The 22,151-nt window shown below is 65.6% G+C and carries 21 protein-coding genes and 1 pseudogene; 11 read left to right on the top strand and 11 right to left on the bottom strand.

Translation table 11 applies throughout. From position 1 onward, the window contains the following. Position 1: 1 nt before the first annotated feature. The 9 genes from D580_RS0106615 to def all read right to left on the bottom strand — a co-directional run bounded on the left by D580_RS0106615 (position 2) and on the right by def (position 11,038). On the bottom strand, positions 2-583 hold the full coding sequence (locus D580_RS0106615) for a class I SAM-dependent methyltransferase (RefSeq protein ID WP_018953636.1): 582 nt from the start codon (positions 581-583) through the stop codon (positions 2-4). A 205-nt stretch (positions 584-788) separates the two neighbouring features. After that, on the bottom strand, positions 789-2,240 hold the full coding sequence (locus D580_RS0106610; RefSeq protein WP_018953635.1) for a TrkH family potassium uptake protein: 1,452 nt from the start codon (positions 2,238-2,240) through the stop codon (positions 789-791). A gap of 97 nt (positions 2,241-2,337) precedes the next feature. Beyond that, positions 2,338-3,711, bottom strand: a complete 1,374-nt coding sequence (gene trkA / locus D580_RS0106605; protein ID WP_018953634.1) for a Trk system potassium transporter TrkA — start codon at positions 3,709-3,711, stop codon at positions 2,338-2,340. Positions 3,712-3,766: 55 nt separating this feature from the next. Continuing rightward, the gene (locus tag D580_RS0106600; protein ID WP_018953633.1) at positions 3,767-5,143 is read right to left on the bottom strand and encodes a sigma-54-dependent transcriptional regulator; all 1,377 of its coding nucleotides are present in this window, start codon (positions 5,141-5,143) and stop codon (positions 3,767-3,769) included. Continuing rightward, positions 5,140-7,344, bottom strand: a complete 2,205-nt coding sequence (locus tag D580_RS0106595; RefSeq protein WP_018953632.1) for a sensor histidine kinase — start codon at positions 7,342-7,344, stop codon at positions 5,140-5,142. The genes D580_RS0106600 and D580_RS0106595 overlap by 4 nt, the downstream gene beginning before the upstream one ends. Next, positions 7,329-7,913, bottom strand: coding sequence for a DUF4390 domain-containing protein (locus D580_RS0106590; RefSeq protein WP_231363510.1), 585 nt, complete (start codon positions 7,911-7,913; stop codon positions 7,329-7,331). The genes D580_RS0106595 and D580_RS0106590 overlap by 16 nt, the downstream gene beginning before the upstream one ends. Continuing rightward, a complete protein-coding gene (rsmB, locus tag D580_RS0106585) occupies positions 7,910-9,208 on the bottom strand; it encodes a 16S rRNA (cytosine(967)-C(5))-methyltransferase RsmB (protein WP_018953630.1) in 1,299 nt (432 codons plus the stop codon). The genes D580_RS0106590 and rsmB overlap by 4 nt, the downstream gene beginning before the upstream one ends. 121 nt (positions 9,209-9,329) lie before the next feature. Continuing rightward, on the bottom strand, positions 9,330-10,286 hold the full coding sequence (fmt, locus tag D580_RS0106580) for a methionyl-tRNA formyltransferase (protein WP_018953629.1): 957 nt from the start codon (positions 10,284-10,286) through the stop codon (positions 9,330-9,332). Positions 10,287-10,501: 215 nt separating this feature from the next. Continuing rightward, a complete protein-coding gene (gene def, locus D580_RS0106575) occupies positions 10,502-11,038 on the bottom strand; it encodes a peptide deformylase (RefSeq protein ID WP_018953628.1) in 537 nt (178 codons plus the stop codon). A 181-nt stretch (positions 11,039-11,219) separates the two neighbouring features. Between def and D580_RS0106570 the strand changes: the two genes are divergently transcribed. The 5 genes from D580_RS0106570 (at position 11,220) to D580_RS0106550 (ending at position 17,436) form a co-directional block, all read left to right on the top strand. Beyond that, positions 11,220-12,371 (top strand): LysM peptidoglycan-binding domain-containing protein, encoded by a 1,152-nt coding sequence (locus D580_RS0106570; RefSeq protein ID WP_026289772.1) that lies wholly within the window; start codon positions 11,220-11,222, stop codon positions 12,369-12,371. Positions 12,372-12,635: 264 nt separating this feature from the next. Further along, positions 12,636-13,763, top strand: a complete 1,128-nt coding sequence (dprA, locus tag D580_RS0106565) for a DNA-processing protein DprA (protein ID WP_018953626.1) — start codon at positions 12,636-12,638, stop codon at positions 13,761-13,763. A 1-nt stretch (position 13,764) separates the two neighbouring features. Then, positions 13,765-14,241: a DUF494 family protein gene (locus D580_RS0106560; RefSeq protein WP_018953625.1), complete on the top strand. Its 477-nt coding sequence runs from the start codon at positions 13,765-13,767 to the stop codon at positions 14,239-14,241. A 36-nt stretch (positions 14,242-14,277) separates the two neighbouring features. Beyond that, positions 14,278-16,680 carry a DNA topoisomerase I gene (locus D580_RS15270; protein WP_018953624.1) on the top strand — a complete coding sequence of 801 codons (2,403 nt, stop codon included), beginning with the start codon at positions 14,278-14,280 and terminating at the stop codon, positions 16,678-16,680. A 183-nt stretch (positions 16,681-16,863) separates the two neighbouring features. Next, on the top strand, positions 16,864-17,436 hold the full coding sequence (locus D580_RS0106550; protein ID WP_018953623.1) for a Sua5/YciO/YrdC/YwlC family protein: 573 nt from the start codon (positions 16,864-16,866) through the stop codon (positions 17,434-17,436). 115 nt (positions 17,437-17,551) lie between these two features. Here the strand turns inward: D580_RS0106550 and D580_RS0106545 are convergent, their stop codons facing one another. Further along, positions 17,552-18,259 (bottom strand): ParA family protein, encoded by a 708-nt coding sequence (locus D580_RS0106545; protein ID WP_018953622.1) that lies wholly within the window; start codon positions 18,257-18,259, stop codon positions 17,552-17,554. Positions 18,260-18,401: 142 nt separating this feature from the next. Here D580_RS0106545 and D580_RS0106540 point away from each other — a divergent pair, with 142 nt between their 5' ends. The 6 genes and pseudogenes from D580_RS0106540 (at position 18,402) to D580_RS0106515 (ending at position 21,533) form a co-directional block, all read left to right on the top strand. Then, entirely contained in the window at positions 18,402-18,608 is a 207-nt protein-coding gene (locus D580_RS0106540) for a dodecin (RefSeq protein WP_012636776.1), read from the top strand. Between the two features lie 3 nt (positions 18,609-18,611). Then, a pseudogene (locus D580_RS15265) lies at positions 18,612-18,791 on the top strand (DUF2237 family protein); the annotation flags it as partial. Positions 18,792-19,031: 240 nt separating this feature from the next. After that, on the top strand, positions 19,032-19,364 hold the full coding sequence (locus tag D580_RS0106530; RefSeq protein WP_155999749.1) for a hypothetical protein: 333 nt from the start codon (positions 19,032-19,034) through the stop codon (positions 19,362-19,364). After that, the gene (locus tag D580_RS0106525) at positions 19,361-19,750 is read left to right on the top strand and encodes a helix-turn-helix domain-containing protein (protein WP_018953620.1); all 390 of its coding nucleotides are present in this window, start codon (positions 19,361-19,363) and stop codon (positions 19,748-19,750) included. Before D580_RS0106530 ends, D580_RS0106525 begins: the two co-directional genes overlap by 4 nt. A gap of 3 nt (positions 19,751-19,753) precedes the next feature. Next, positions 19,754-20,302, top strand: coding sequence for a hypothetical protein (locus D580_RS0106520; RefSeq protein ID WP_018953619.1), 549 nt, complete (start codon positions 19,754-19,756; stop codon positions 20,300-20,302). Between the two features lie 40 nt (positions 20,303-20,342). Further along, positions 20,343-21,533 carry a hypothetical protein gene (locus D580_RS0106515; protein ID WP_155999747.1) on the top strand — a complete coding sequence of 397 codons (1,191 nt, stop codon included), beginning with the start codon at positions 20,343-20,345 and terminating at the stop codon, positions 21,531-21,533. 117 nt (positions 21,534-21,650) lie between these two features. Here the strand turns inward: D580_RS0106515 and D580_RS0106510 are convergent, their stop codons facing one another. Further along, positions 21,651-22,106, bottom strand: a complete 456-nt coding sequence (locus tag D580_RS0106510) for a DUF302 domain-containing protein (RefSeq protein WP_018953617.1) — start codon at positions 22,104-22,106, stop codon at positions 21,651-21,653. Between the last annotated feature and the right edge of the window lie 45 nt (positions 22,107-22,151).

Raw genomic sequence — 22,151 nt, 5'->3', positions numbered from 1 at the left:
TTCAACAGGTCTTGACCCCCACCAGATACGCCTCATTCCTCCACCCTCTGCTCGTATCTCCGATCACGCCCTCCTCCCGGTAGACGACGAGCCGCAGGGGCGAGAAGAGTTTCAGCAGTTCGTTGGGTGCCAGGCGGAAGGCGGGATCCGCGGGGCCGGTGGCCTCCACCGCCTCGCGGGTGAAGGTCTCGTAGAACAGCAGGCCGCCGGGGCGCAGGGCGGCGATCAGGGCGGGCACGTGCGCCCGGTCCAGAAAGCGGGACACCACGATGACGTTGAAGCTCTCAGGCTCGGGCGGTGACTGCTCCACGTCTCGCACCCTCGCCTGCAGCGGCAGGGACTGGGACTCGGCCAGGGCATTGATCTTGTCCACGGCCACCGGCGAGATATCCCAGGCCTCGGTGTCCAGCCCGTATTGCGCCAGCAGGCGCGCGTTGCCGCCGAGCCCGCTGGCCAGATCCAGGGCGCGGCCCTTCTCCGGCAGCAGGTGCGCGAACTCCGTCAGCACCCGGCAGGCCGATGCCTGGGCCACATCGGCGTCCCGATAGCGGGCATCCCATTTGTCCTGCGTTGGGCTTGTCATTGGGGGTCCTTGGGTACTGTGAGAGAAGCAACTTCTGCCGCAGAGGCGCAAAGAAAAAATCTCTTTGACAGGATTTACATGATTAACAGGATTGAAAAGAACGGCATGGCGAGCATTGGTTTTACATCATGTTAATCATGTAAATCCTGTCCGATCCCTTGATTTCTCTGCGCCTCCGCGCCTCTGCGGCATTCCGTTCGAGACCCTACTTGCGCCAGAACGCCGGCGTCAGCAGCACCAGCACCGTGAAGATCTCAAGGCGGCCCATGAGCATGGCGATGCACAGTATCCACTTGGCGAAGTCGTTGATGTCCGCGTAGTGGGGGCCCACGTCGCCCAGGCCAGGACCCAGGTTGTTGAGGCTGGCGGCCACGGCGGAGAAGGCGGTGACCTGGTCAAGGCCCGAGGCCATGAGCAAAAGCATCATGACGGCGAACACCGCCACGTAGGCGGAAAAGAAACCCCACACCGCCTCCACCACCCGGTCGGACAGGGCGCTGCGTCCCACCTTCACGGCGATCTCCGCGTTGGGGTGCACCAGGCGGACCACCTCGCGCTGCCCCTGCTTGAACAGCAGCAGGAAGCGGATCACCTTGATGCCGCCGCCGGTGGAGGCGGCGCAGGCGCCGATGAAACTGGTGAAGATCAAGAGCACGGGCAGGAAGCCCGGCCAGTTGTAGAAGTCCGTGGTGGTGAAACCGGTGGTGGTGCCGATGGACACCGCCTGGAAGATGCCCTGGCGCAGGGTGTCGCTCCAGCCCTCGGTGGTGGCGGTGTAGTAGAGGTAGCCCACGCTGACCGCCGCCACGGTGGAGATGATCAGCACGTAGGTGCGGAACTCCGCGTCCTGCCAGTAATGGCGCACGGACAAGCCACGCCAGGTGAGGAAGTGCAGGGCGAAGTTCACGCCGCCCAGCAGGATGAAGGTGATGGCCACCGCCTCCACCGCCGCGCTGTCGTAGTAACCGATGCTGGCGTCATGGGTGGAAAAGCCGCCCAGGGAGACGGTGGAGAAGCTGTGGGCGATGGCGTCGAAGGGCTCCATGCCCACGGCCCAGTAGGCCAGGGCGCAGGCCACGGTGAAGCCCAGGTAGAGATACCACAGGGCCTTGGCGGTCTCGGTGATGCGCGGCGTGAGCTTGGTGTCCTTCACCGGCCCGGGCATCTCGGCCCGGTAGAGCTGCATGCCGCCCACACCCAGCATGGGCAGGATGGCCACCGCCAGCACGATGATGCCCATGCCGCCCATCCACTGCAGCTGTTGGCGGTAGATCAGGATGGCCCGGGGCAGATCGTCCAGGGCGGTGATCACCGTGGCCCCGGTGGTGGTCAGCCCGGACATGGACTCGAACACCGCATCGGTGACCGAGATGTGCAGGGCCTTGTCCAGGTACAGGGGCAGCGCGCCGAACACCCCCAGCACCAGCCAGAACATCAGCACCACCACGAAGCCGTCGCGCAGGCGCAGCTCGCGGCGCACCCGGTATACCGGCGCCCAGATGATCAGGCCGGTGAGCAGCAGAATGCCGAAGGCCTCCAGGAACGGCCACATGCTCTGCTCGCCGTAATAGAACCCCACGGCGGCAGGCGGCAGCATGGTCACGCTGAACAGCATGATCAGCAGGCCGAGGATGCGCTGGATGACGGTTAGTTGCATAAGAGCAGTGGCAAGTGGCAAGTGGCAGGTGGCAAGGAACACCAGGGGGCGCGCTTGCGCGCGTGGCCCTTGCCACTTGCCACTTGCCACTTGCCACTCATAAGAAGGTGACGCTCACGGCGAACAGGCGCTCCACTTCACGGATGCGGCGCTTGTCCACCAGGAACAGGATCACGTGGTCCTCGGCCTCGATCAGGGTGTCGTGGTGGGGGATGATCACCTCGTCACCGCGCACCAGGGCACCGATGGTGCAGCCCTTGGGCAGTTTCAGTTCCTCGACGCGCCGGCCCACCACCTTGGAGGTCTTCGGATCGCCGTGGGCCACCGCCTCGATGGCCTCGGCGGCGCCGCGACGCAGGCTGTGCACGGCGACCACGTCGCCGCGGCGCACATGGGTAAGCAGGGCGCCGATGGTCACCTGCTGGGGCGAGATGGCGATGTCGATCACGCCGCTCTCCACCAGGTCCACATAGCTCGGGCGATTGATGATGGACATCACCTTCTTGGCGCCCAGGCGCTTGGCCAGCATGGCGGACAGGATGTTGGCCTCATCGTCGTTGGTGAGCGCGCAGAAGACGTCGGTGCTCTCGATGTTCTCCTCGATGAGCAGGTCTTCGTCGGCGGCGTCACCGCGCAGCACGATGACGTTGTTGAGCACTTCGGACAGCTCCTTGGCGCGTTCCTTGTTGTGCTCGATGAGCTTGACCTGGTACTTGGGCGTCAGCACCTCGGCCAGGCGCCGGCCGATATTGCCGCCGCCGGCGATGATCACCCGCTTGTAGGGCTTGTCCAGCTTGCGCAGCTCGCTGGTGATGGCGCGGATGTTCTTGCGCGCGGCGACGAAGAACACCTCGTCTTCCGCCTCGATGACCGTGTGTCCCTCGGGAAAGATCGGGGTGTTGCGCCGGAAGATGGCGGCCACCCGGGTCTGGATGCCGGGCATGTGCTCGACGAGTTCGCGCAGTTCGTGACCCACCAGAGCGCCGCCGTGATGGGCGCGCACCGCCACCAGCTGCACGCGGCCGTCGGCGAAGTCCAGCACCTGCAGGCTGCCGGGATGTTCGATGAGGCGCTGGATGTAGGTGGTGACCAGCTCCTCGGGGCTGATGAGCACGTCGATGGGTAGGGCATCCTGGGCAAACAGGGCCTTGTGCTCCAGGTACTCGGCGGCACGCACGCGGGCGATCTTGGTGGGGGTATGGAACAGGGTGTAGGCCACCTGGCAGGCGACCATGTTGGTCTCGTCGCTGTTGGTGACGGCGACGATCATGTCCGCGTCCCGGGCGCCCGCCTTGATGAGCACGTCCGGGTGGGAACCCACGCCCACGATGCCGCGCAGGTCGAGCCGGGCCTGCAGCTCGTGCAGCACATCCGAGCGGGTATCCACCACGGTGATGTCGTTGGCCTCGTTGGCGAGGCTCTGGGCCACGGAGGTGCCCACCTGGCCGGCACCCAGGATGATGATCTTCATGCGCCTGCGTCCACGATGGCTGACAGGGCCGAAATTCTAGCACCATCCGTGGGCATTATTCGCCGCGCCCCTTGCGCGGCTCGATGCCCAGGGCCTTGAGCTTGCGGTACAGGTGGGTGCGCTCCAGGCCCACCTGCTCGGCGAGCCGGGTCATGTTGCCCTCGGCCCGCTCCAGCTGCTGCAGGAGGTATTCCCGCTCGAACTGTTCCCGGGCCTCGCGCAGGGGCAGGTCCATGGGGATCACCCCCGGGGCGGCCTCTTCGGCCAGGCGGGGACTGCGACCGGCCAGGGCCAGCTCCACCTCGGTGCGCGAGATGTCATCGCCGCTGCCGAGGATCAGCAGGCGCTGCACCACGTTGCGTAGCTCACGCACGTTGCCGGGCCAGTCGTGCTGCCGGAGGCGCTCCACCGCCGGCTGACTGAAACGGCGCAGGGGCAGGCCTTCGTGCTCGTGGAGGGTGGCGACGAAGTGCTCGATGAGCACGGGCACGTCCTCCAGGTGCTCGCGCAGGGGCGGGATCACCAGGGGCACCACGCTCAGGCGGTAGTAGAGGTCCTCGCGGAAGTCGCCGGCACGCACCAGGGACTCCAGGTCCTTGCGGGTGGCGGCCACCACGCGCACGTCCACGTCGATGGGTTCGCTGCCGCCCACGCGGGTGATGCGCCGCTGTTCCAGGGCGTTGAGCAGACGGCCCTGCACGTGCAGGTCCATGTCCGCCACCTCGTCCAGGAACAGCACGCCTCCGCTGGCACGCTCCAGCAGGCCGCGACGCACGCGCTCGCCCTGCTCCTGGCCCAGCAGTTCGATGGCCGACTCCTCGGGCGCGAGCGAGGCCACCGCCACTTCCACGAAGGCGTGGGCGCGGCGGCTGCTCTGGCTGTGCAGGTAGCGGGCGAAGGTCTGCTTGCCCACCCCGGCCTCGCCGCTGATCAGCACCCAGGTATCGTGCTGGGCGATGCGCCGGACCTGTTCGCGCAGGCCCTGGATGCGCGCGCTCACCCCCTCCGGGTAGACGGCCCGCTCCAGCTGCTGGCGCAGACCGATGTTCTCCCGGGCCAGCTGATCCGCCTCCAGGGCGCGGGAGACGGTGAGGATCAGCTTGGCCAGGGACAGGGGCTTTTCCAGGAAGTCATAGGCCCCCAGGCGAGTGGCCTCCACGGCGGTCTCCACGTTGCCGTGGCCGGACATCATGACCACCGGAAAATCCGCCGGCGCCTGCTGCTTCCATTCCTTGAGCAGGCTGATGCCGTCGCCATCGGGCATCCAGATGTCCAGCAGGGCCAGGTCGGGGGCGCGGGCACGGCTCTGGTCCCGGGCCTCGGCCAGGGTGCCCGCCACGCGCACGGTGTAGCCCTCGTCCACGAGGATCTCCTGGACCAGGTCGCGGATGTCCGGCTCGTCGTCCACCACCAGGATGTCTGGCGTACTCATGCGATCTCCTCTTGCAGGTCCTGACGCGAACCGGCCACCGGCACGCTGGCCGGCAGGCGGATCACGATGCGGGCGCCGCCGCTGGCGCGGTTCTCGGCCCAGACCATGCCGTTGTGTTCCTCGACGATCTTCTTGACGATGGCAAGCCCGAGGCCGGTGCCCTTAGGCTTGCTGGTCACGTAGGGTTCGAACAGCCGGGACATGAAGTCCTCGGGCACACCGCGGCCATTGTCCTGCACGCGCAGTTCCACCACCGTGCAGCGCGCCTCGCGCACACAGCGGGTGTCCACTTCCAGGCGCGGCTCGGGCACCCCTTCCAGGGCCTCCAGGCCGTTCTTGATCAGGTTGTGCAGCAGCTGGCGCATGCGCCCGGCATCGGCGAGCACCGGCGGCAGCGTATCGGCCAGGTGCAGGCGCAGACGCTGGCCCACCCCGGCGTAGAGATCCGCCACTTCACGCACCAGGGCGTTGAGGTCCAGGGGCTGCACCGAGACCGCCGGGGTGTGGGCGTATTCGCTGAAGGCATTGACCATGGATTTCATGGCCTCCACCTGCTGCACGATGGTGTGGGTGGAACGCTCCAGGACACGGGCCTCGTCTTCCTCCAGGTGCGGCTTGAGCTTGCGCTGCAGGCGCTCGGCGGAGAGCTGGATCGGGGTGAGCGGGTTCTTGATCTCGTGGGCCAGGCGCCGCGCCACCTCACCCCAGGCCGCATCCCGCTGGGCCTGCAACAGGGCGGTGATGTCGTCGAACACCACCACCTGACCGCCACGCATGCCACTCTCCGGGGGCAGCTTCACGCCCCGGCACATGAGCACCTTGCGCCCGGCGGCGCCAAACACGGTGATCTGGGCCTGCCACTCGTCCTGCTGCTGCCGGAGCTGGGTGTCGATCTCGTCCAGGAAGCGCTGCACCTGGGCATGGTGGCGGCCGATGTCACCCAGGCTGCGCCCGGACTCCCGGGTCAGGTCCACCTCCAGGATCTGGCTCGCGGCGGCATTGGCGGTGCGCAGCATCATGTCCCGGTCCAGGGTAACAACGCCGGATGACAGATGTTGCAGCACGGTCTCCAGATAGGTGCGCCGCCCCTCGGCCAGGCGCCGGCTGCGCTCGGCCTCGTCCCGTGTCGCGGCCAGGGTCGCGGTCATGGAATTGAACGAGCGCACCAGGAATCCCAGCTCGTCGCGCTGGTTCACCGGCAGCTTCTTGCGGAATTCACCGGCGGCCACCAGGCGTGTGCCCTCGGCCAGTTCGCGGATCGGCGCCACCAGCCGTCCGGCGGAGTAGAACGCCGCCCAGATGGCGCCCAGCACGGACACCAGCAGGGCCAGGGACAGGGTGATGGCGAAGCTCTGCTTGAGCGGTGCGCGCAGGTAGGCGAATTCCTTGTACTCGGAGAAGGCGTCCTGGACGCTGTCAGCCAACGCGCTCATGCGCGCCTCCACCGGGTAGATGGCCTGCAGGATGCGGCCCTCGTCACCGGGGCTTCGGGCGCGCACCGGGACCACCACGCGGATGTACAGGCCGGTGTCGTACACCGGCTCCAGGGCCACGTAGTTCTGGCGCTGGGCGAGCACCAGGAACACCTCCTGGCTGGGCAGGCTGGGCAACCTGCGCAGGGTGTCGCCGATGCTCGAGGCGATGATGCGGTTGTTGCTGTCGATCAGGGTCAGCTCCACTGCGCCGCCCCGATTGCGCAGGTCATTGAGGGTGAATGCCGCGAGTCCCTCGGAGAGGTCCACCGTCTCCTCGGCCAGGGATTCCGTCTGGCGGGTGAGCTGGCGCATGCGCAGGTCCAGAGAGCTGCGCGACAGCTCCAGGGCGTCCTCCAGGGCCTTTTCCACGCGCACGTCGAACCAGCTGTCGATGCCCTCGTCCAGGAACTTCATGGAGAAGTAGTAGACCACCCCGGCCGGCGCCAGGGAGAGCACCACGAACAGCAGCACCAGCTTGAGCGTCAGGCGCGAGCCGGGCTCACCGCGCAGCAACTGTGCCACCGCCTGGTAGACCTTGGTGCCGATGAGCACCGCCAGGAACACCAGGCCCAGGGTGTTGAGCAGCAGCAGCCAGATGTACAGACGTTCGAAGCGCGCGGAGTTGCGTGCCGCATCGCCCATGACGAACAGCGAGGCGAGCAGCAGCAGGAAGATCACTGCCATGGGCAGCAGGCCCAGGGAAAGCCTTTTCAGCGCAGCGACCATGTGTACCAGTCACTCACCGGGCTCCATTCCCCGCTCATGTAGGCCCGCGCCCGCAGCGGCAGGGGCAGGGCATCCACCGCCAGGCGCGCGCGCAGGCGCGCCGTGTAGCTGGCATTTTCGTCCAGCAGGGCAGCATCCAGCAGGGGAATGTGTTCCAGTTCACCCAGGGTGGTCAGCAGGGAGGGAAAACGGAAGAAGCTCTGCTGGGCACCGCTGTTGAGATGGGTCAGGAGGTAGAGGCGGCTCAGGGCGTGGTATTCGATCCGGTAGCGCTGGGTGATGGTGGCCACGTGGGCGTCCCAGAGCCAGCCCCGGGCCTGCTCCACCTGCACCTGCACCTCGAACACCAGGGAGACACCGTTGTGCAGCGCGTCGGTCAGGGCGGGGCTCAGGCGGTAGTGGATACCGGCATCCAGGTAGTAGACCCCGTCCAAGAGCTGGGTGCGGGCGAAATCCACCGCGATCCAGGGCTGGGCGGGCTGCGCGGGCGCGGTGGCGGGCAAGACCATCAGGCAGCCCGCCAGCAGCAGGCCCATGAGTCGCAACGGACTGGGGAGGGAGATCTTCAAGTCTTTTTAATCAGCCTGGCGTAGTAGAAGCCGTCCATGCCCTGTTCTCCGGCGAGTATCTGCCGCCCCGGCGAGGTACTGCGGCCAAAGTCTTCGGGCAACGGGCTCTCCTTGGCATCCCCGTGGGCCTGCAGAAAGGCGCGCACCTGCCCGGCATTTTCCCGGGGCAGCAGCGAACAGGTGGCATACAAGAGCATACCCCCCGGGGCCAGCAGGGGCCAGAGCGCTTCCAGCAGGGCCGCCTGGCGGGCTGCGAGCCTGGGGATGTCATCGCCCTTGCGCAGCAGCTTGATGTCCGGATGACGCCGGATCACGCCGGTGGCGGAACAGGGGGCATCCAGCAGGATGCGATCATAGGCGCCGCCCAGGTGCCATTGTCCCGGATGCTCGCCATCACCGGCCACGAGCCGTGCCCGGCGCCCGCCACGGGCGAGATTCTCCTCCACCCGTTTCAGGCGTTCGGCATCCACATCCAGGGCGGTGAGATCCAGGTCACCGGCCACCGACTCCAGCAGGTGCAGGGTCTTGCCGCCGGGCGCCGCGCAGGCGTCCAGCACCCGCATCCCGGGACGGCAGTCCAGCAGCGGCGCCGCCAGCTGTGCCGCCGCGTCCTGCACCGAGACCAGCCCCGCGTCGAAGCCCGGCAACTGGTTCACGTCCACCGGTGCTGCCAGCACCAGGGCCGAGGCCACCACCGCATGGGGCTCGGCGGCCAGCCCCGCCTCGGCCAGGCGCGTCCGGTAGGCCTCCCGGGAGATGCGCGACAGATCCACCCGCAGGGTCATGGGGGCCTGGTCGTTCAGGGCCTCGCCCAGCGCCTGCCAGTCCCAGGGCCAGGCCTTCCTGAGCGCCCCCAGCAACCAGGCCGGCAGGGACAGACGCAAGGCCGGGTCCCGATCCAGATCGGCCAGCAGGGCATCCCCCTCCCGCTGCACCCGGCGCAGCACGGCGTTGACCACCCCGGTCGCCCAGGGCTTGCCCAGGCTTTTCGCCAGTCCGGCGGTCTGCTGGATGGCCGCATAGTCCGGCGTGCGCAGGTAGAGCAGTTCGCACAGCCCCATCTCGATGACCAGCCCCACGTCCCGGTCCTTGTCGCGCATGGGCTTGCTCAGCAGGCGCCCGGTCAGGGCCTCGAGCCGGTGGTGCCAGCGCAGGGTGGCGAAGGCCAGGGCCTGGGCAAAGGCCCGGTCCCGGGGCGCCAGCGGCGCCAGCAGCGGCGGCAGCACGTCGGAAAGGGAGGCGCCGTTGATGACGACACGCTTGAGGGCCTTGAGGGTGATCTGGCGGGGGGACACGGTTCGTTAAGTGAGAAGGGGGAATTGGGAAGTGAGAATGTCAGAAGCTATTGTGAAGCGAGTGTCAGGAGGGTGAAAGGTGCGTGGCTCATGCCTTTGAACTTTTCGCCCTTCCCAATTCTCACTTCGCACTTGCGCCGAGTCTTTTGCCGAGCAGCGATCTTCCGGCCACGACCTGCGCCGCCGTCAGCGGCCTGCCGCCGGGAAACTGGATGCGGTTAAGGCGCAGCAGGCCCTCGCCGGTGGCCACGTCGATGCCTTGCGGGCCCTCGGCCACCACGCTGCCGGGGGTGGCCGTGACCGCCGAGGCCACGGGTTCGGCGGCCCAGATGCGCAGCGTCTCGCCGTCGAGGTGGGTGTAGGCCACGGGCCAGGGGTTGAAGGCGCGCACCTGGCGGTCCAGCACAGCGGCGGACAGGAACCAGTCCAGCTCCGCCTCAGCCTTACTGAGCTTTTCGGCGTAGGTGGCCAGGGCCTCGTCCTGGGGCTCGGGCCTGAGCCGGCCGGCCTGCAGGTCCTCAAGACAAACCAGCAGCAATTGTGCACCCTGCTCGGCCAGCCGGTCGTGCAGGTCCTGGGCGGTGTCCGCGGGGCCAATGGGAGTCACGGCCTTGAGCAGCATGTCGCCGGTGTCCAGGCCCGGGGCCATTTGCATCAGGGTCACGCCGGTCTCGGCATCCCCGGCCAGGATGGCCCGCTGGATGGGCGCGGCGCCGCGCCAGCGGGGCAGCAGGGAGGCATGGATGTTGAGGCAACCGTGTGTCGGGATCTCCAGCACCGCCCTGGGCAGGATCAGCCCGTAGGCGGCCACCACCATCACGTCGGGCGCGTAGGCCCGCAGACGCGCCTGCACCTCCGGGGATTTCAGGCGCTCGGGCTGTTCCACGGGGATACCGTGTTCCAGGGCCAGGCGCTTGACGGGGCTCGGGGTGAGCTTGCGCCCGCGCCCCGCGGGCCGGTCCGGCTGGGTGTAGACCGCCACCACCTGGTGGGGCGAGTCGATCAGCGCCTGGAGCGCCGGCACGGCAAACTCCGGCGTGCCGGCGTAAACGATGCGCAGCTTGGGGCTGGGTTCCAAGGTTCTGTCTCGGGTCAGAGGGAGTGACGAAAATCAAACGCGTCGCGAAGCCGCGAAGGTACAGAGAAAAGCAAGGACTGGACAGGATTTACATGATTAACAGGATGAATTCTGAGACTGAAAAGCCCTCTGTTTTCTCATGAATCCCGTCAATCATGTAAATCCTGTCGAATGATTTTCCCCGCGTCTTAGCGCCATTGCGGCGAGGTCACGTCTCAAATGGCATGCTGCCGGTCGATGTTTTTCGGCAGGGCGCCCTGACGGGTGAGCTTTTCGAGTTTTTTCTGGATGCGGTTGCGTTTGAGCGGTGAGAGGTAGTCCACGAACAGCTTGCCGTCCAGGTGATCCATCTCGTGCTGGATGCACACCGCCAGCAGGCCGTCGGTCTCCAGCTCGAAGGACTCGCCGTTGCGGTCCAGGGCGCGCACCCGCACCCGGTCGGCGCGTCGCACCGTCTCGAAATAACCGGGCACCGAAAGGCAGCCTTCCTGCATCTCCTCCTCACCCACGCGATCCAGGATCTCCGGGTTGATGAACACCAGGGGCTGGTCGTTGTTCTCGGAGACGTCGATGACGATCACCTGACGCTGGACATTGACCTGGGTGGCGGCCAGGCCGATGCCGGGGGCGTCGTACATGGTCTCAAACATGTCATCCACCAGGCGGCGAATCTCGTCGTCGACCTTCTCCACCGGTACGGCACGCTTGCGCAGGCGGGGGTCGGGAAAATGCAGGATCTCAAGCTTGGCCATGACCGTTCGTCCGCTGTTGACCCGCCTTGGCGGGATATTCGTGCAGCATTGCAGGTTTTTCTGCTAATGTTGTGATCATACTCATATAATGTGGTCAGTTAAGGGCTTATCAACCCGGCCGGATCGGGGTTACTTTCACCATCCGACCATCGAACATCAGAAATAATTCCAAGGGGGAATGATGTCCGCCATCCATCCGACTCGCACCGGACAGATCCTGTTCGCCACGGCCCTTATTGTAGCGTTACTGGCCGGCGGATGCGCCAGCACCGAGCCCGCCCCCGCGCCAGCACCCCAGCCCACCCCAGCACCCGCTCCCGTTGCCACACCGGCGCCCCCGCCGCCCGCCCCGGCCCCGGTACAGGTGCGTGAGGCCGCACCCGAGCGCTACGTGGTGCAGCGGGGCGACACCCTCTGGGACATCGCCAACACCTTCCTGCGCGACCCCTGGTACTGGCCCGAGATCTGGGTGGTCAACCCCCAGATCCCCAACCCCCACCTGATCTACCCGGGTGACGTCATTACCCTCTATTACATCGACGGCCAGCCGCGCCTGATCGTGGACGGCGGCCCACGGGTGCGCCCGACCCAGCGGCTCTCACCCCAGATCCGGGTGGAGGAGCTGCCGCCCTCCCTGGACGTGCCCATCCAGAGCCTGCACCAGTTCCTGGTGCGTCCCCGGGTGGTGACCGAGGAGCAGCTGGACCAGGCCGCCTACGTGCTGGCCTCCCAGGACGACCGCATGATCTTCGGCACCAACGACCGTCTGTATGTGCGCGGCCTGGACGCCGATGCCCTGGAGGGCAGCCGCTACAGCATGTTCCGCAAGGGTGGCGCCCTGAACGATCCGGTCACCGGCGAACTGCTGGGCTTCGAGGCCATCCCCGTGGGCGACGCGGAAGTGGTGCGCGCCGGCGACCCGGCCACCGTGGTGATCAGCCGCAGTGACCGCGAGGCCCTCATCGGCGACCGCCTGATGCCCCTGGACAACAGCGATCAGGACTTCGTGTTCACCCCCCACGCGCCCCCGATGGACACGGACGGCAAGGTGATCTCCCTGTTCGACGCCATCAGCCAGATCGCCCGCTTCCAGGTGGCCGTGATCAACCTGGGCGAGCGCAACGGCATCGAGCAGGGCCACGTGCTGGCCACCTACCAGTCCGGCCGCGTGATCCGGGACACCATCGCCAGCGAACGTGGCGAAGAGGTGACCCTGCCGGACGAGCGCATCGGCCTGATGATGGTGTTCCGCACCTTCGATAAGGTCAGCTACGCCCTGGTGATGGAGTCCACCCGCCCCATCCAGGAAGGCTACAGCGTACGTCACCCCTAGCCCGCATATTTCACCGGGATCGCGGGAGCAGGCGAAGGGTTCGCGTTCGCAGGCGCCGCTCTGGAGCGAAACCCATAGCAATAGCTATGGGTTGAGTGAAGAGCAAGCCTACGGACGCGAAGACGAGCCTGAACCGCGATAGGACACCGGCGGGAACAGATTGTCATGCTGAGTTCGTCGACCACTTCGCTGTATTCCACTTTCGTTTCAGGCTGTTACGCGTCCGCCGGTGTCCGACCGGTGAGATATGCGGGCTAAACCGCCATGACGGACACGGACGTCCTCACGGCCTGGCTGCGCCTCTGGCACGCCCCAGGCGTCGGCCCGGGCATCCTCTCTCGACTGATCGAACGCTTCGGCGGCCCTCTCCAGGCCCTCTCCGCGCCAACCCAGGCCCTGCGTGACGCCGGGCTCGGAGACGACGCGCTGTCGTTTCTCGACCGCCACGCCCTGCCCAAGGGCGTGCTTGACGACCTGGACTGGGCCGAGGCCCCGGGCCACCACATCCTCACCCCCGAAGACCCCCGTTTCCCGCCCCTGCTGCGGGAGGTGTCGCCGGGGATCCTGTACGTGACCGGCGATCCGGCCCTGCTGTCCGAACCGCAGCTGGCCATGGTGGGCAGCCGCCACCCCACCCCCGGCGGGGCCGAGACCGCCCGGGCCTTTGCCGCTCACCTGTCGCGCACCGGCCTGGTGATCACCAGCGGCCTGGCCCTCGGCATCGACGCCGCCGCCCACCAGGGCGCCCTGGATGCGGGCGGTGCCACCATCGCCGTGGTGGCCACCGGGCCCGACCGGATCTACCCCGCCCTGCACCGGGACCTGGCCCATCGTATCGCCGAACAGGGTGCGCTGGTGACGGAATACCCCACCGGCACCCCGGCACGGCCCGGGCATTTCCCCCGCCGCAACCGCATCATCAGCGGCCTGAGCCTGGGTACTCTGGTGGTGGAGGCGGCACTGAACAGCGGCTCCCTGATCACCGCCCGCAACGCCGCGGAACAGGGCCGTGAGGTATTCGCGATCCCCGGATCCATCCACAATCCCGTGGCCCGGGGCTGCCACCGGCTCATCCGCCAGGGGGCCAAACTGGTGGAAACCGCCGACGATGTGCTGGAGGAACTGGCAGAATTGCTGCGCCCGCACACGCTGGATCAGGGTCCTGCGGCAACCCCCGCCACAACGACACAAGCTCTTGAATCAGAAACGGATTCTGAGCATCAGGCCCTGCTCGATGCGATGGGCTACGACCCGGTCACCGTGGACCGGCTGGTGTCCCGCACCGGATTGACCGTCGCTGCCGTTTCCTCCATGCTGCTGATCATGGAGCTCCGCGGTCAGGTGGTGTCTCTCTCCGGCGGGCGTTATGTCCGCCACCAGCCGGAACCCTGAAATGAAAGAAAACGTGCTAGACGTCCTGATGTACCTGTTCGAGAACTACATCGACGAGGACACCGAGATCGAGCCGGACCGGATCCAGCTCCAGGACAAGCTCCTGGAGGCGGGCTTCCCGGGCGCGGAGATCGACCGTGCCTTCGACTGGCTGGAAAACCTGGCCAACCAGGAAGACCAGCCCCTGGGGCATGCCCGTCACGACTCGGCCCTGCGGGTCTATACCGACCGCGAAGTGGAGCGTCTGGACGCACGCGCCCGGGGTTTCCTGCTGTTTCTGGAACAGAATGGCGTGCTCGACGCGGGTACCCGGGAACTGGTCATCGACCGCATCATGGACCTGGACGCCGAGGACATCAGCCTGGACCAGCTCAAGTGGGTCACCCTGATGGTCCTGTTCAACCGGCCCGACCAGGAGGCCGCCTACACCTGGCTCGAGAGCATGATGTTCGATTCCCCGCCGGAATTTCTGCATTGATCCACCCAAGCACCCACGGAGCACGGACACCAGGCCATGAGTAAACACCTGGTCATCGTCGAATCCCCCGCCAAGGCCAAGACCATCAAGAAATACCTCGGACCCGATTACGAGGTGATGGCGTCCTATGGCCATGTGCGCGACCTGGTCCCCAAGGAAGGCGCCGTGGACCCGGATCACGGCTTTCGCATGAACTACCAGGTGATCGACCGCAACGAGCGGCACGTGGAAAGCATCGTCAAGGCCCTGCGCAAGGCCGACTCCCTGCTGCTGGCCACTGACCCTGACCGCGAGGGTGAAGCCATCTCCTGGCACCTCTACGAGCTGCTCAGGGAACGGGGGGTGCTGGACGACAAGCAGGTGCAGCGGGTGGTGTTCTACGAGATCACCCAGCGCGCCGTGAAGGAGGCCATCGAGCATCCCCGCGGCCTGTCCTTCGACCTGATCAACGCCCAGCAGGCGCGCCGCGCCCTGGACTACCTGGTGGGCTTCAAGCTCTCGCCGCTGCTGTGGAAGAAGATCAAGCGCGGCCTGTCCGCCGGCCGGGTGCAGAGCCCCGCCCTGCGCATGATCGTGGAGCGCGAGGAAGAGATCGAGCGCTTCCAGACCCGCGAGTACTGGACCCTGGAGGCGGACCTCGACAAGTCCGGCCAGGCCTTCAACGCCAAGCTGCATACCCTGGACGGCAAAAAGCTCGACCAGTTCGACATCGCCGACGAGGCCACCGCCAGCGCCGCCCGCAACACCCTGCTCTCCGCCGCCGACGGCAAGCTGCGCGTGGCGCGCATCGAGAAGAAACAGCGCCGGCGCAACCCGGCGCCGCCGTTCACCACCTCCACCCTGCAACAGGAGGCGGTGCGCAAGCTGGGCTTCTCCGCCAGCCGAGCCATGCGCGTGGCCCAGCAGCTCTACGAGGGCATCGACCTGGGCGCAGGTCCCATCGGCTTGATCACCTACATGCGTACCGACTCGGTGACCCTGGCCGGTGAGGCGATCGCCGAGATCCGCAGGCTCATCGAGCAGCGCTATGGCCGCGACAAGCTGCCCGAGCACCCGCGCCAGTACAAGACCAAGGCCAAGAACGCCCAGGAGGCCCACGAGGCCGTGCGTCCCACCTCGGTGATGCGCACCCCCGAGGAGGTCAAGCGCCACCTGACCACGGACCAGTTCAAGCTGTACGACCTGATCTGGAAGCGCACCGTGGCCTGCCAGATGCAGCACGCCACCCTGGACACCGTGTCCGCGGACCTGGCCGCCGGCAGCGAACGCCACCTGTTCCGCGCCTCCGGCTCCTCGGTGCGCGACCCGGGCTTCATGGCCGTCTACCAGGAAGGCAAGGACGACGCCAAGGAAGAGAGCGACGAGCGCATCCTGCCGCCGCTCGAGGAAGGCGACATCGTCAAGCTCGAGGCCCTGCGTGCCGAACAGCATTTCACCGAACCGCCGCCCCGCTACACCGAGGCCAGCCTGGTGAAGGCCCTGGAGGAATACGGCATCGGCCGTCCCTCCACCTACGCCAGCATCATCTCCACCCTGCAGCAACGGGAATACGTGGAGATGGACAGCCGGCGCTTCATCCCCACGGACATCGGGCGCATCGTCAACGCATTCCTGACCCAGCACTTCACCCAGTACGTGGACTACGACTTTACCGCCCGCCTGGAAGACGAGCTGGACGAGATCTCCCGGGGCGAGAAGGAATGGGTGCCGGTGATGGAGGGCTTCTGGTCCTCCTTCAAGGAACAGATCGAGGAGAAGGAGGCCACGGTCACCCGCGCCGAGGCAGTGCAGTCCCGGGAGCTGGGCATCGACCCCAAGAGCGGCCGCCCGGTGAGCGTGCGCATGGGCCGTTACGGGCCCGTGGTGCAGATCGGCACCAAGGACGACGAGGAGAAGCCCCGCTTCGCCGGCCTGCCGCCGGGCAAGAAGATGGACGCGGTCACCCTGGAAGAGGCCCTGGAGCTGTTCAAGCTGCCCCGGGAGCTGGGCGAGACCCCTGAAGGGGAACCTGTGTCGGTCAACATCGGCCGTTTCGGCCCCTACGTGAAGTTCGGCAGCCGCTACGCCTCCCTGAAGCCCGAGGACGACCCCTTCAGCATCGAACTGGCCCGTGCCCTGGAGCTGGTGGCCGAGAAGAAGGAAGCGGATGCCAACAAGTACATCCGGGTGTTCGACGAGGCGGGCGTGCAGGTGGTCAACGGCCGCTACGGCCCCTACATCACCGACGGCAACAAGAACGCCCGCATCCCCAAGGATCGTGATCCCAAGAGCCTGACCCTGGAAGAATGCCAGGCCCTGCTGGCCGCGGCCCCCGAACGCAAGGGCCGGCGCGGCGTGAAGAAGGCGGCGCCGAAGAAAAAGGCCGCAGCGCCCAAGAAGGCCGCCGCCAAGAAAAGCGCCGCCTCCGGTGGCGAATCCGGGGCCGGGTTGACCCGCTGATCCTAGCCCGAATGTTTCATGAATTGCGCACGTCCTCGCTTGTCTCTTGTCCGCACAGGGGGTTTTCCGAGGGAGAGCCGTATTGGACCATACGGCAGACCGAGGAAAACCCCCTGTGCGGCCAATATCCTGCGCGATCATCGCGCGAATTCATGAAACATTCGGGCTAGCAGCACGCCGCCCATGTCCCGCGACGACCCCATGCCTCTGATCCAGGATGTGCGCCGCGCCGGCGCGCTGATCCGCGCCGGCGGCGTGATCGCCTACCCCACCGAGGCGGTGTTCGGCCTGGGCTGTGATCCCCGCAACGAGGAGGCCGTGACCCGGCTGCTGGCCATCAAGCAGCGCGAAGTCTCCAAGGGACTGATCCTCATCGCCGCCGAGGCCGCCCAGCTCGAACCCTACCTCCTGCCCCTGGACCCGGAGACCACCGCCCGGGCCCATGCCGCCTGGCCCGGCCCGGTGACCTGGCTCTGGCCGGTGCGTCCAGACACCCCCCGCTGGCTCACCGGCGATCACGATACCCTGGCGGTGCGGGTCACCGACCACCCCCTGGCCGCAGCCCTGTGCCGCGAGGCCGGCGCCATCGTCTCCACCAGCGCCAACCTGGCCGGCGAGGAACCGGCGCGCACCGACGAGACGGTAGCCGCGCAACTGGGCCATCTGCTGGACGGTGTGCTGGCGGGCAAGGTGGGCGGCCGGGACCGGCCGAGCGAGATCCGGGATGTGCGTACCGGCGCCGTGATCCGGGCCTGACCCGGCATAGCCCTGAGCAGCAACCCTCGGCGTGCACACTCTGCGCTACCCGTAGGTCGGCCTTCAGGCCGACTCGAGCGCCAACCGAAGCATCGTTGTCGGCCTGAAGGCCGACCTACGCCGAGCGCGACTCCTCGGGATCGCTCCAGAGGCTCTCCGGCACAGGCACCTGCCCTTCCTCGATCCAGGCCAGCAGGGTTTCCCACTGTTCCACGTCCCGTCCCTGGGTCCCGCCCTTCATCTCGTGCACCCCGACGCCCGCCTCGAAGGCACGCACGTAGTTCTGGGTATCCCGCAGCACCCCCACCACCGGGATCTGCAGGGAAGTGAGGAAGCGCATCAGGGAACGGAACACCAGGGTGTTGGGCTTGACCCGGTTGGCCACCACCGCGATGCGGTTGTCGGGCCGGGGGATCTTGGCCACCAGCAGCAGGTCGGCGATGCAACGGGTGGCGGCGTGGATGTCGATGTCCGAGGGCATCACCGGCACCAGGATGCGGTGGGCATCCCGGGTGATCTCCCGCAACTCGTCCCGGGGCAGGCCCGCGGGGGTATCCACCACCAGCCGCCGGGTCTCGGGCGGCGGCCGCAGGGCGAAGCTGCGGGTGACGTTGCTCGGCAGCCCGAAACCCTTCAGGCCGTGGACCCGGGGCCATTCCGCGGAGCGCTTGCCGATCCAGCGGGTGCTTGAGCCCTGGCTGTCCATGTCCAGCAGCGCCGGCAGCAGACCCTGCAGGGCATAGTAGGCGACCAGATTGGTGGCAAGGGTCGTCTTACCTGAGCCCCCCTTGGGGTTCAGGATCACCACCTTGCGCACATCCATTTGTTCTCCCTGCATACATCAAGCATACCCAAAAGCGCGCCCGGCCGTGACAGCTGTTTGTGCGAACGGTCCGTTCATCCGCTACGCTCAAGTCGAGGAGTAAGTTGTCACAGCCTGAAAAACCATCACGAGGAGACGCACCATGTCACACGTCTACAAGACCCTGGAACTGACCGGTTCCTCCACCACCGGCAGCGACGACGCCATCAAGACCGCCATTGCCAAGGCCGCCAAGTCCGTGCGCCACATGGACTGGTTCGAGGTGGTGGAAACACGGGGCCATATCGAGAACGGCCAGATCGCCCACTGGCAGGTGACGATCAAGATCGGCTTCCGGCTGGAGGACTGAAAACCGGAATTCGGTTTCCCTGGCCTGCGCCCCGGGGATCGCTGGTGCCTGTGCGCGGCGAGATGGAAGGAGGCCCTGGAGGCCGGCGCCGCACCCTCGGTGGTACTCATGGCCACCCATGAGAAGACCCTGGAGGTGGTCAGTCTCGAGGATCTCAAACGCTACGCCATCGATCTCTCCTGACCTCCGGCCAGGAGGAGGAGCATAGCGTCCGCGAATTCCTGCCTTCCTGAGCGTGTCCAGGACTTCGCTCCCAACCTAAAGCACCACAGCGGCCCAATTCTCCCTACCAGAGTGAGTTTAAATGGAATAAACTGGACATTTGTTTACTTATAAGTAAACTCCATGGAGGAATATCGGGGAGTTAAACTTGTTATCCGCTACTGCGAGGAGCGGCCTCCGGGGTCCCAAGGGGGCTTCTGGATGCCGCCAAGCCTGAAGGACGCGCTCGCCTCGATCACGGCGGGGAAGCGCGACGGTTGTTTGGCTCGGTTGGCCGCGCGGCGGGAACAACTGGCGGACACGGGGCGGCTGCGATCCCCAGATTACTGGAACACCGAGGGTAAGCTCCCCAACGGCAAGCATTTCTATGCCATCAAGGTGGACAAACTGCGCGCTTACGGATGGTTCTCCAGTCGCTTCCCAGGGGTTTTCTATATCAGTCACTTCGCTTTCAAGAAGGGACAGAAGCTGGCCCAGCAGGACACGAACCGTGTGATTCAGAACTGGCGACGAATCGAGGAGCAGGACACATGACCGATTTTCTGGATCGATGGACCACCGAAAACTCTGACAATGCTAGGCTGGTGGCCCAGGAACGCCTCATCACCCAGGTAACCGAGGCAATCTGGAAGGAAATGGAAGATGCAGGGGTCACCAAGACGGAGCTCTCTGACCGCATGGGTACAAGCAAGGGATATATCTCCCAAATCCTGAGCGGATCCCGGAATATGACGCTGCGCACACTGGCGGATATATGCTTTGCACTGGGTCGAGAGGCGAACATCAGTCTAAGACGGCCCCAAGCCGAAGGCTGGATTTCTGAGTCCATCGCGAAGGTTACCCTGGGCCGTCCCAAGGTCCGTTACAAGCGGACCGGCAATGTCGTCAGCCCCATGGACCACTGGAAAACCGCGGCCTGAGCCATGGACAAGTCGCTCATCGAGACGGCTGCCAAAGCGCTGACCATCCAGGGTGTGTACCTGCGCAACAGCACTATCCGTTGCAGGGATGGCCTCCTTTTGCCCTATCCCGACGTTGATCTGGATCTCGTGCCCCAATACCGGGGCACACCAAGCGGAAAGGTGAACATTCTCAAAGTCTCGGATGAGGATAGCGGATCGCAACGCATAATCGCAGTATGCCACTTCCAGGCGGGTGTGCGGCTCGTGGACAATGCCCGGCTGTCCGAGACCGAGGAAGTCGATGAGGATGCCGTTTACGTGGAAATCGAGGCGAACTTCAGCGCCCACTACGAGATCCGCGATGGTGTCGAGGACGAGACCCTGCGCCCCGCCCTAGCAGAGTTCGTCCGCTACAACGTGGGTTATCACGTCTGGCCATACTGGCGGGAGTACGTACAGGGCACCTGCGCCCGCATGGGCATTCCGCCCATTCCCGTGCCAATGTATCTGCTTAAGAATGCCGACAGCGGCGACGAATCGGACAAAGACAAAGTGCCAAAACAAGAATAGTCGTTACCTCCCGGCCGTTTACGAATGGGGAGATCCGTTAGTGCAGAAGCTTCCTGTTTTCAATCCTGGGCCCAAGGCAAAGGAATGGGTAACCCAGGAGCGGCGCACGGCCAAGCTGATTCGGGCGCTTTGGGAGGCCGCACCAGGAAAGGCACGTCGTGATCCCGAGTTCCTAAAGATGTTGATCAGATGTTCCTGGGTGAACGGCGAATCCCACATGCTCGCAGCAGGGCGAACGTGGAGAAACGGCCTTCTGGCGGCATGGCTTGATCTACCGCCCGGATGGACGGATCAGGATCTCTCACGTGCGCTTGAGCGTCGACTCCGGCTACGCTCTGAACAGGCGGAATGGATCGTGGCAACACCCTCGGGCATCACGAACTACTACAAGTCGCTGCGCCCTGGCTTTCTGGAACAGGTCGACAGGCATGCAGGCGCCATCTGCAAGGCATTCACGATGGTGTCCATGAAATCGACCGACGTGGAAACTAAAATAGCGAATGTCGCCAACAGGGTATTGACACTGTCTGACTTCACAACGCCCCGGGGCGGCACAACATCAATGATGAATGGCCTCGCACCGACACTCGCTTGCCTGGACCCGCAGCGGCGGTTCCCCATCATGAACGCAAGGACCCGCGACCTGCTTAAGAGCATTGGTAAGCAGCCGGACGCCCAGGGAGCAGTTTCACTGAGTAGATTGATCGGCACGCGTGGAATCAAGGATGCGTTTGAGCTGGATGTCTATGCGTGGACAACGACTTTCGCAAAAGCCCCGAGAGCCAAGCCCTTACGTGTTCCCGAGCCAAGGACCGTTGGACTGAAGGCTGAAGAAGAGGCGGTCGCGAACCTTGCCAGGCGCAAGGTTGTCATCCGAAGGCGGCACAACGAACTCGTCAACCGGTTTCTGCGGGCGGTCGAATGGAAGCTGCTGCCCAAGGAAAGCGAGTATGACCTCCTCATAGAGGACTGGCAGCGCGGCAGATGGCTGCTGATCGAGGCCAAGACAGAAACCTCCGGCGTGTCGGGGCGCACCCAAATCCGCCAGGCTATTGGTCAGTTGTTCGACTACCGTTGGAGATCGTTCCGAGATCGGCTGGACAAGGTCGATCTTGCGCTCCTCACCCCCACGAAGCCTGATCAGGAGATTCTGGACCTGCTGGCGAGTATTGGCATCGAGGCCTTCTGGTTTGAAGGCAAGCGGCTTACGGGCACCACCCGACTCATCTGAGCCTGCCTGTCAGGATTAGCCCGCATCGCTCACCGATTTGGCGAGAGGGGGCACAAGTGACGAAAACGAGAAGGCCGCCCAAGGGCGGCCTTCTCGCTCAACGTGGGCGCTACAGACTCAACGCACTGTCCTGGCGATGATCTCGGCGATCTCGCCGTCAGAGGCCTCCATCACCTCGGCGACCTCCGGCGGCATCATCTGCACGAAGGCGCCCGTATTCATGCGGGCGATGAAGACGTCACCCGTCGAGGTCTGGTAGATGCTCACCCGGCAAGGCATGAAGGCGGAGATGGGCCGGTATTCGTCATTGCCCAGTATGCGCGCACTGTACTTGCCGCTGCACACGTCCAGGATCACCACCGGGTCCAGGGTAAATCCCCGTTCGGAAAGCACGCCGGCCATGTTGTTGCTGTTGAGCAGGCTCCAGCCGGCCTTGCTCACTTCTTCCTTGAAGGCCTGCAGGGTGTCCGGGAAGGACTTGTTGCTCTTGACCACTTGCACCAGCTGGGGCTGTTCACCCTCCTGGGCCAGCGCAGCGCCCGGAATCACCCAGGCCACCAGGAGCAACAGCATCAGTCCGAAAGTGCTTGCGCCGAATGCAGCGCGTGCGGTGGCTTG

The organism is Thioalkalivibrio sulfidiphilus, from assembly GCF_000377945.1.
GTDB classification, from domain to species: domain Bacteria; phylum Pseudomonadota; class Gammaproteobacteria; order Ectothiorhodospirales; family Ectothiorhodospiraceae; genus Thioalkalivibrio_A; species Thioalkalivibrio_A sulfidiphilus_A.
Note: the sequence above shows the minus strand (reverse complement) of the source record. Positions and strands in the feature narration are given on the sequence as shown.

Coding starts and splice junctions, on each gene's coding strand:
- D580_RS0106560 (WP_018953625.1), top strand. CDS start 13,765: ATGAAAGAAAACGTGCTAGACGTCCTGATGTACCTGTTCGAGAACTAC.
- D580_RS0106570 (WP_026289772.1), top strand. CDS start 11,220: ATGTCCGCCATCCATCCGACTCGCACCGGACAGATCCTGTTCGCCACG.
- D580_RS0106600 (WP_018953633.1), bottom strand. CDS start 5,143: ATGAGTACGCCAGACATCCTGGTGGTGGACGACGAGCCGGACATCCGC.
- def (WP_018953628.1), bottom strand. CDS start 11,038: ATGGCCAAGCTTGAGATCCTGCATTTTCCCGACCCCCGCCTGCGCAAG.
- D580_RS0106520 (WP_018953619.1), top strand. CDS start 19,754: ATGGACAAGTCGCTCATCGAGACGGCTGCCAAAGCGCTGACCATCCAG.
- D580_RS0106595 (WP_018953632.1), bottom strand. CDS start 7,344: ATGGTCGCTGCGCTGAAAAGGCTTTCCCTGGGCCTGCTGCCCATGGCA.
- D580_RS0106610 (WP_018953635.1), bottom strand. CDS start 2,240: ATGCAACTAACCGTCATCCAGCGCATCCTCGGCCTGCTGATCATGCTG.
- D580_RS0106525 (WP_018953620.1), top strand. CDS start 19,361: ATGACCGATTTTCTGGATCGATGGACCACCGAAAACTCTGACAATGCT.
- dprA (WP_018953626.1), top strand. CDS start 12,636: ATGACGGACACGGACGTCCTCACGGCCTGGCTGCGCCTCTGGCACGCC.
- D580_RS0106615 (WP_018953636.1), bottom strand. CDS start 583: ATGACAAGCCCAACGCAGGACAAATGGGATGCCCGCTATCGGGACGCC.
- D580_RS0106510 (WP_018953617.1), bottom strand. CDS start 22,106: ATGCTGTTGCTCCTGGTGGCCTGGGTGATTCCGGGCGCTGCGCTGGCC.
- trkA (WP_018953634.1), bottom strand. CDS start 3,711: ATGAAGATCATCATCCTGGGTGCCGGCCAGGTGGGCACCTCCGTGGCC.
- D580_RS0106545 (WP_018953622.1), bottom strand. CDS start 18,259: ATGGATGTGCGCAAGGTGGTGATCCTGAACCCCAAGGGGGGCTCAGGT.
- D580_RS0106530 (WP_155999749.1), top strand. CDS start 19,032: ATGCCGCCAAGCCTGAAGGACGCGCTCGCCTCGATCACGGCGGGGAAG.
- D580_RS0106540 (WP_012636776.1), top strand. CDS start 18,402: ATGTCACACGTCTACAAGACCCTGGAACTGACCGGTTCCTCCACCACC.
- D580_RS15270 (WP_018953624.1), top strand. CDS start 14,278: ATGAGTAAACACCTGGTCATCGTCGAATCCCCCGCCAAGGCCAAGACC.
- D580_RS0106550 (WP_018953623.1), top strand. CDS start 16,864: ATGTCCCGCGACGACCCCATGCCTCTGATCCAGGATGTGCGCCGCGCC.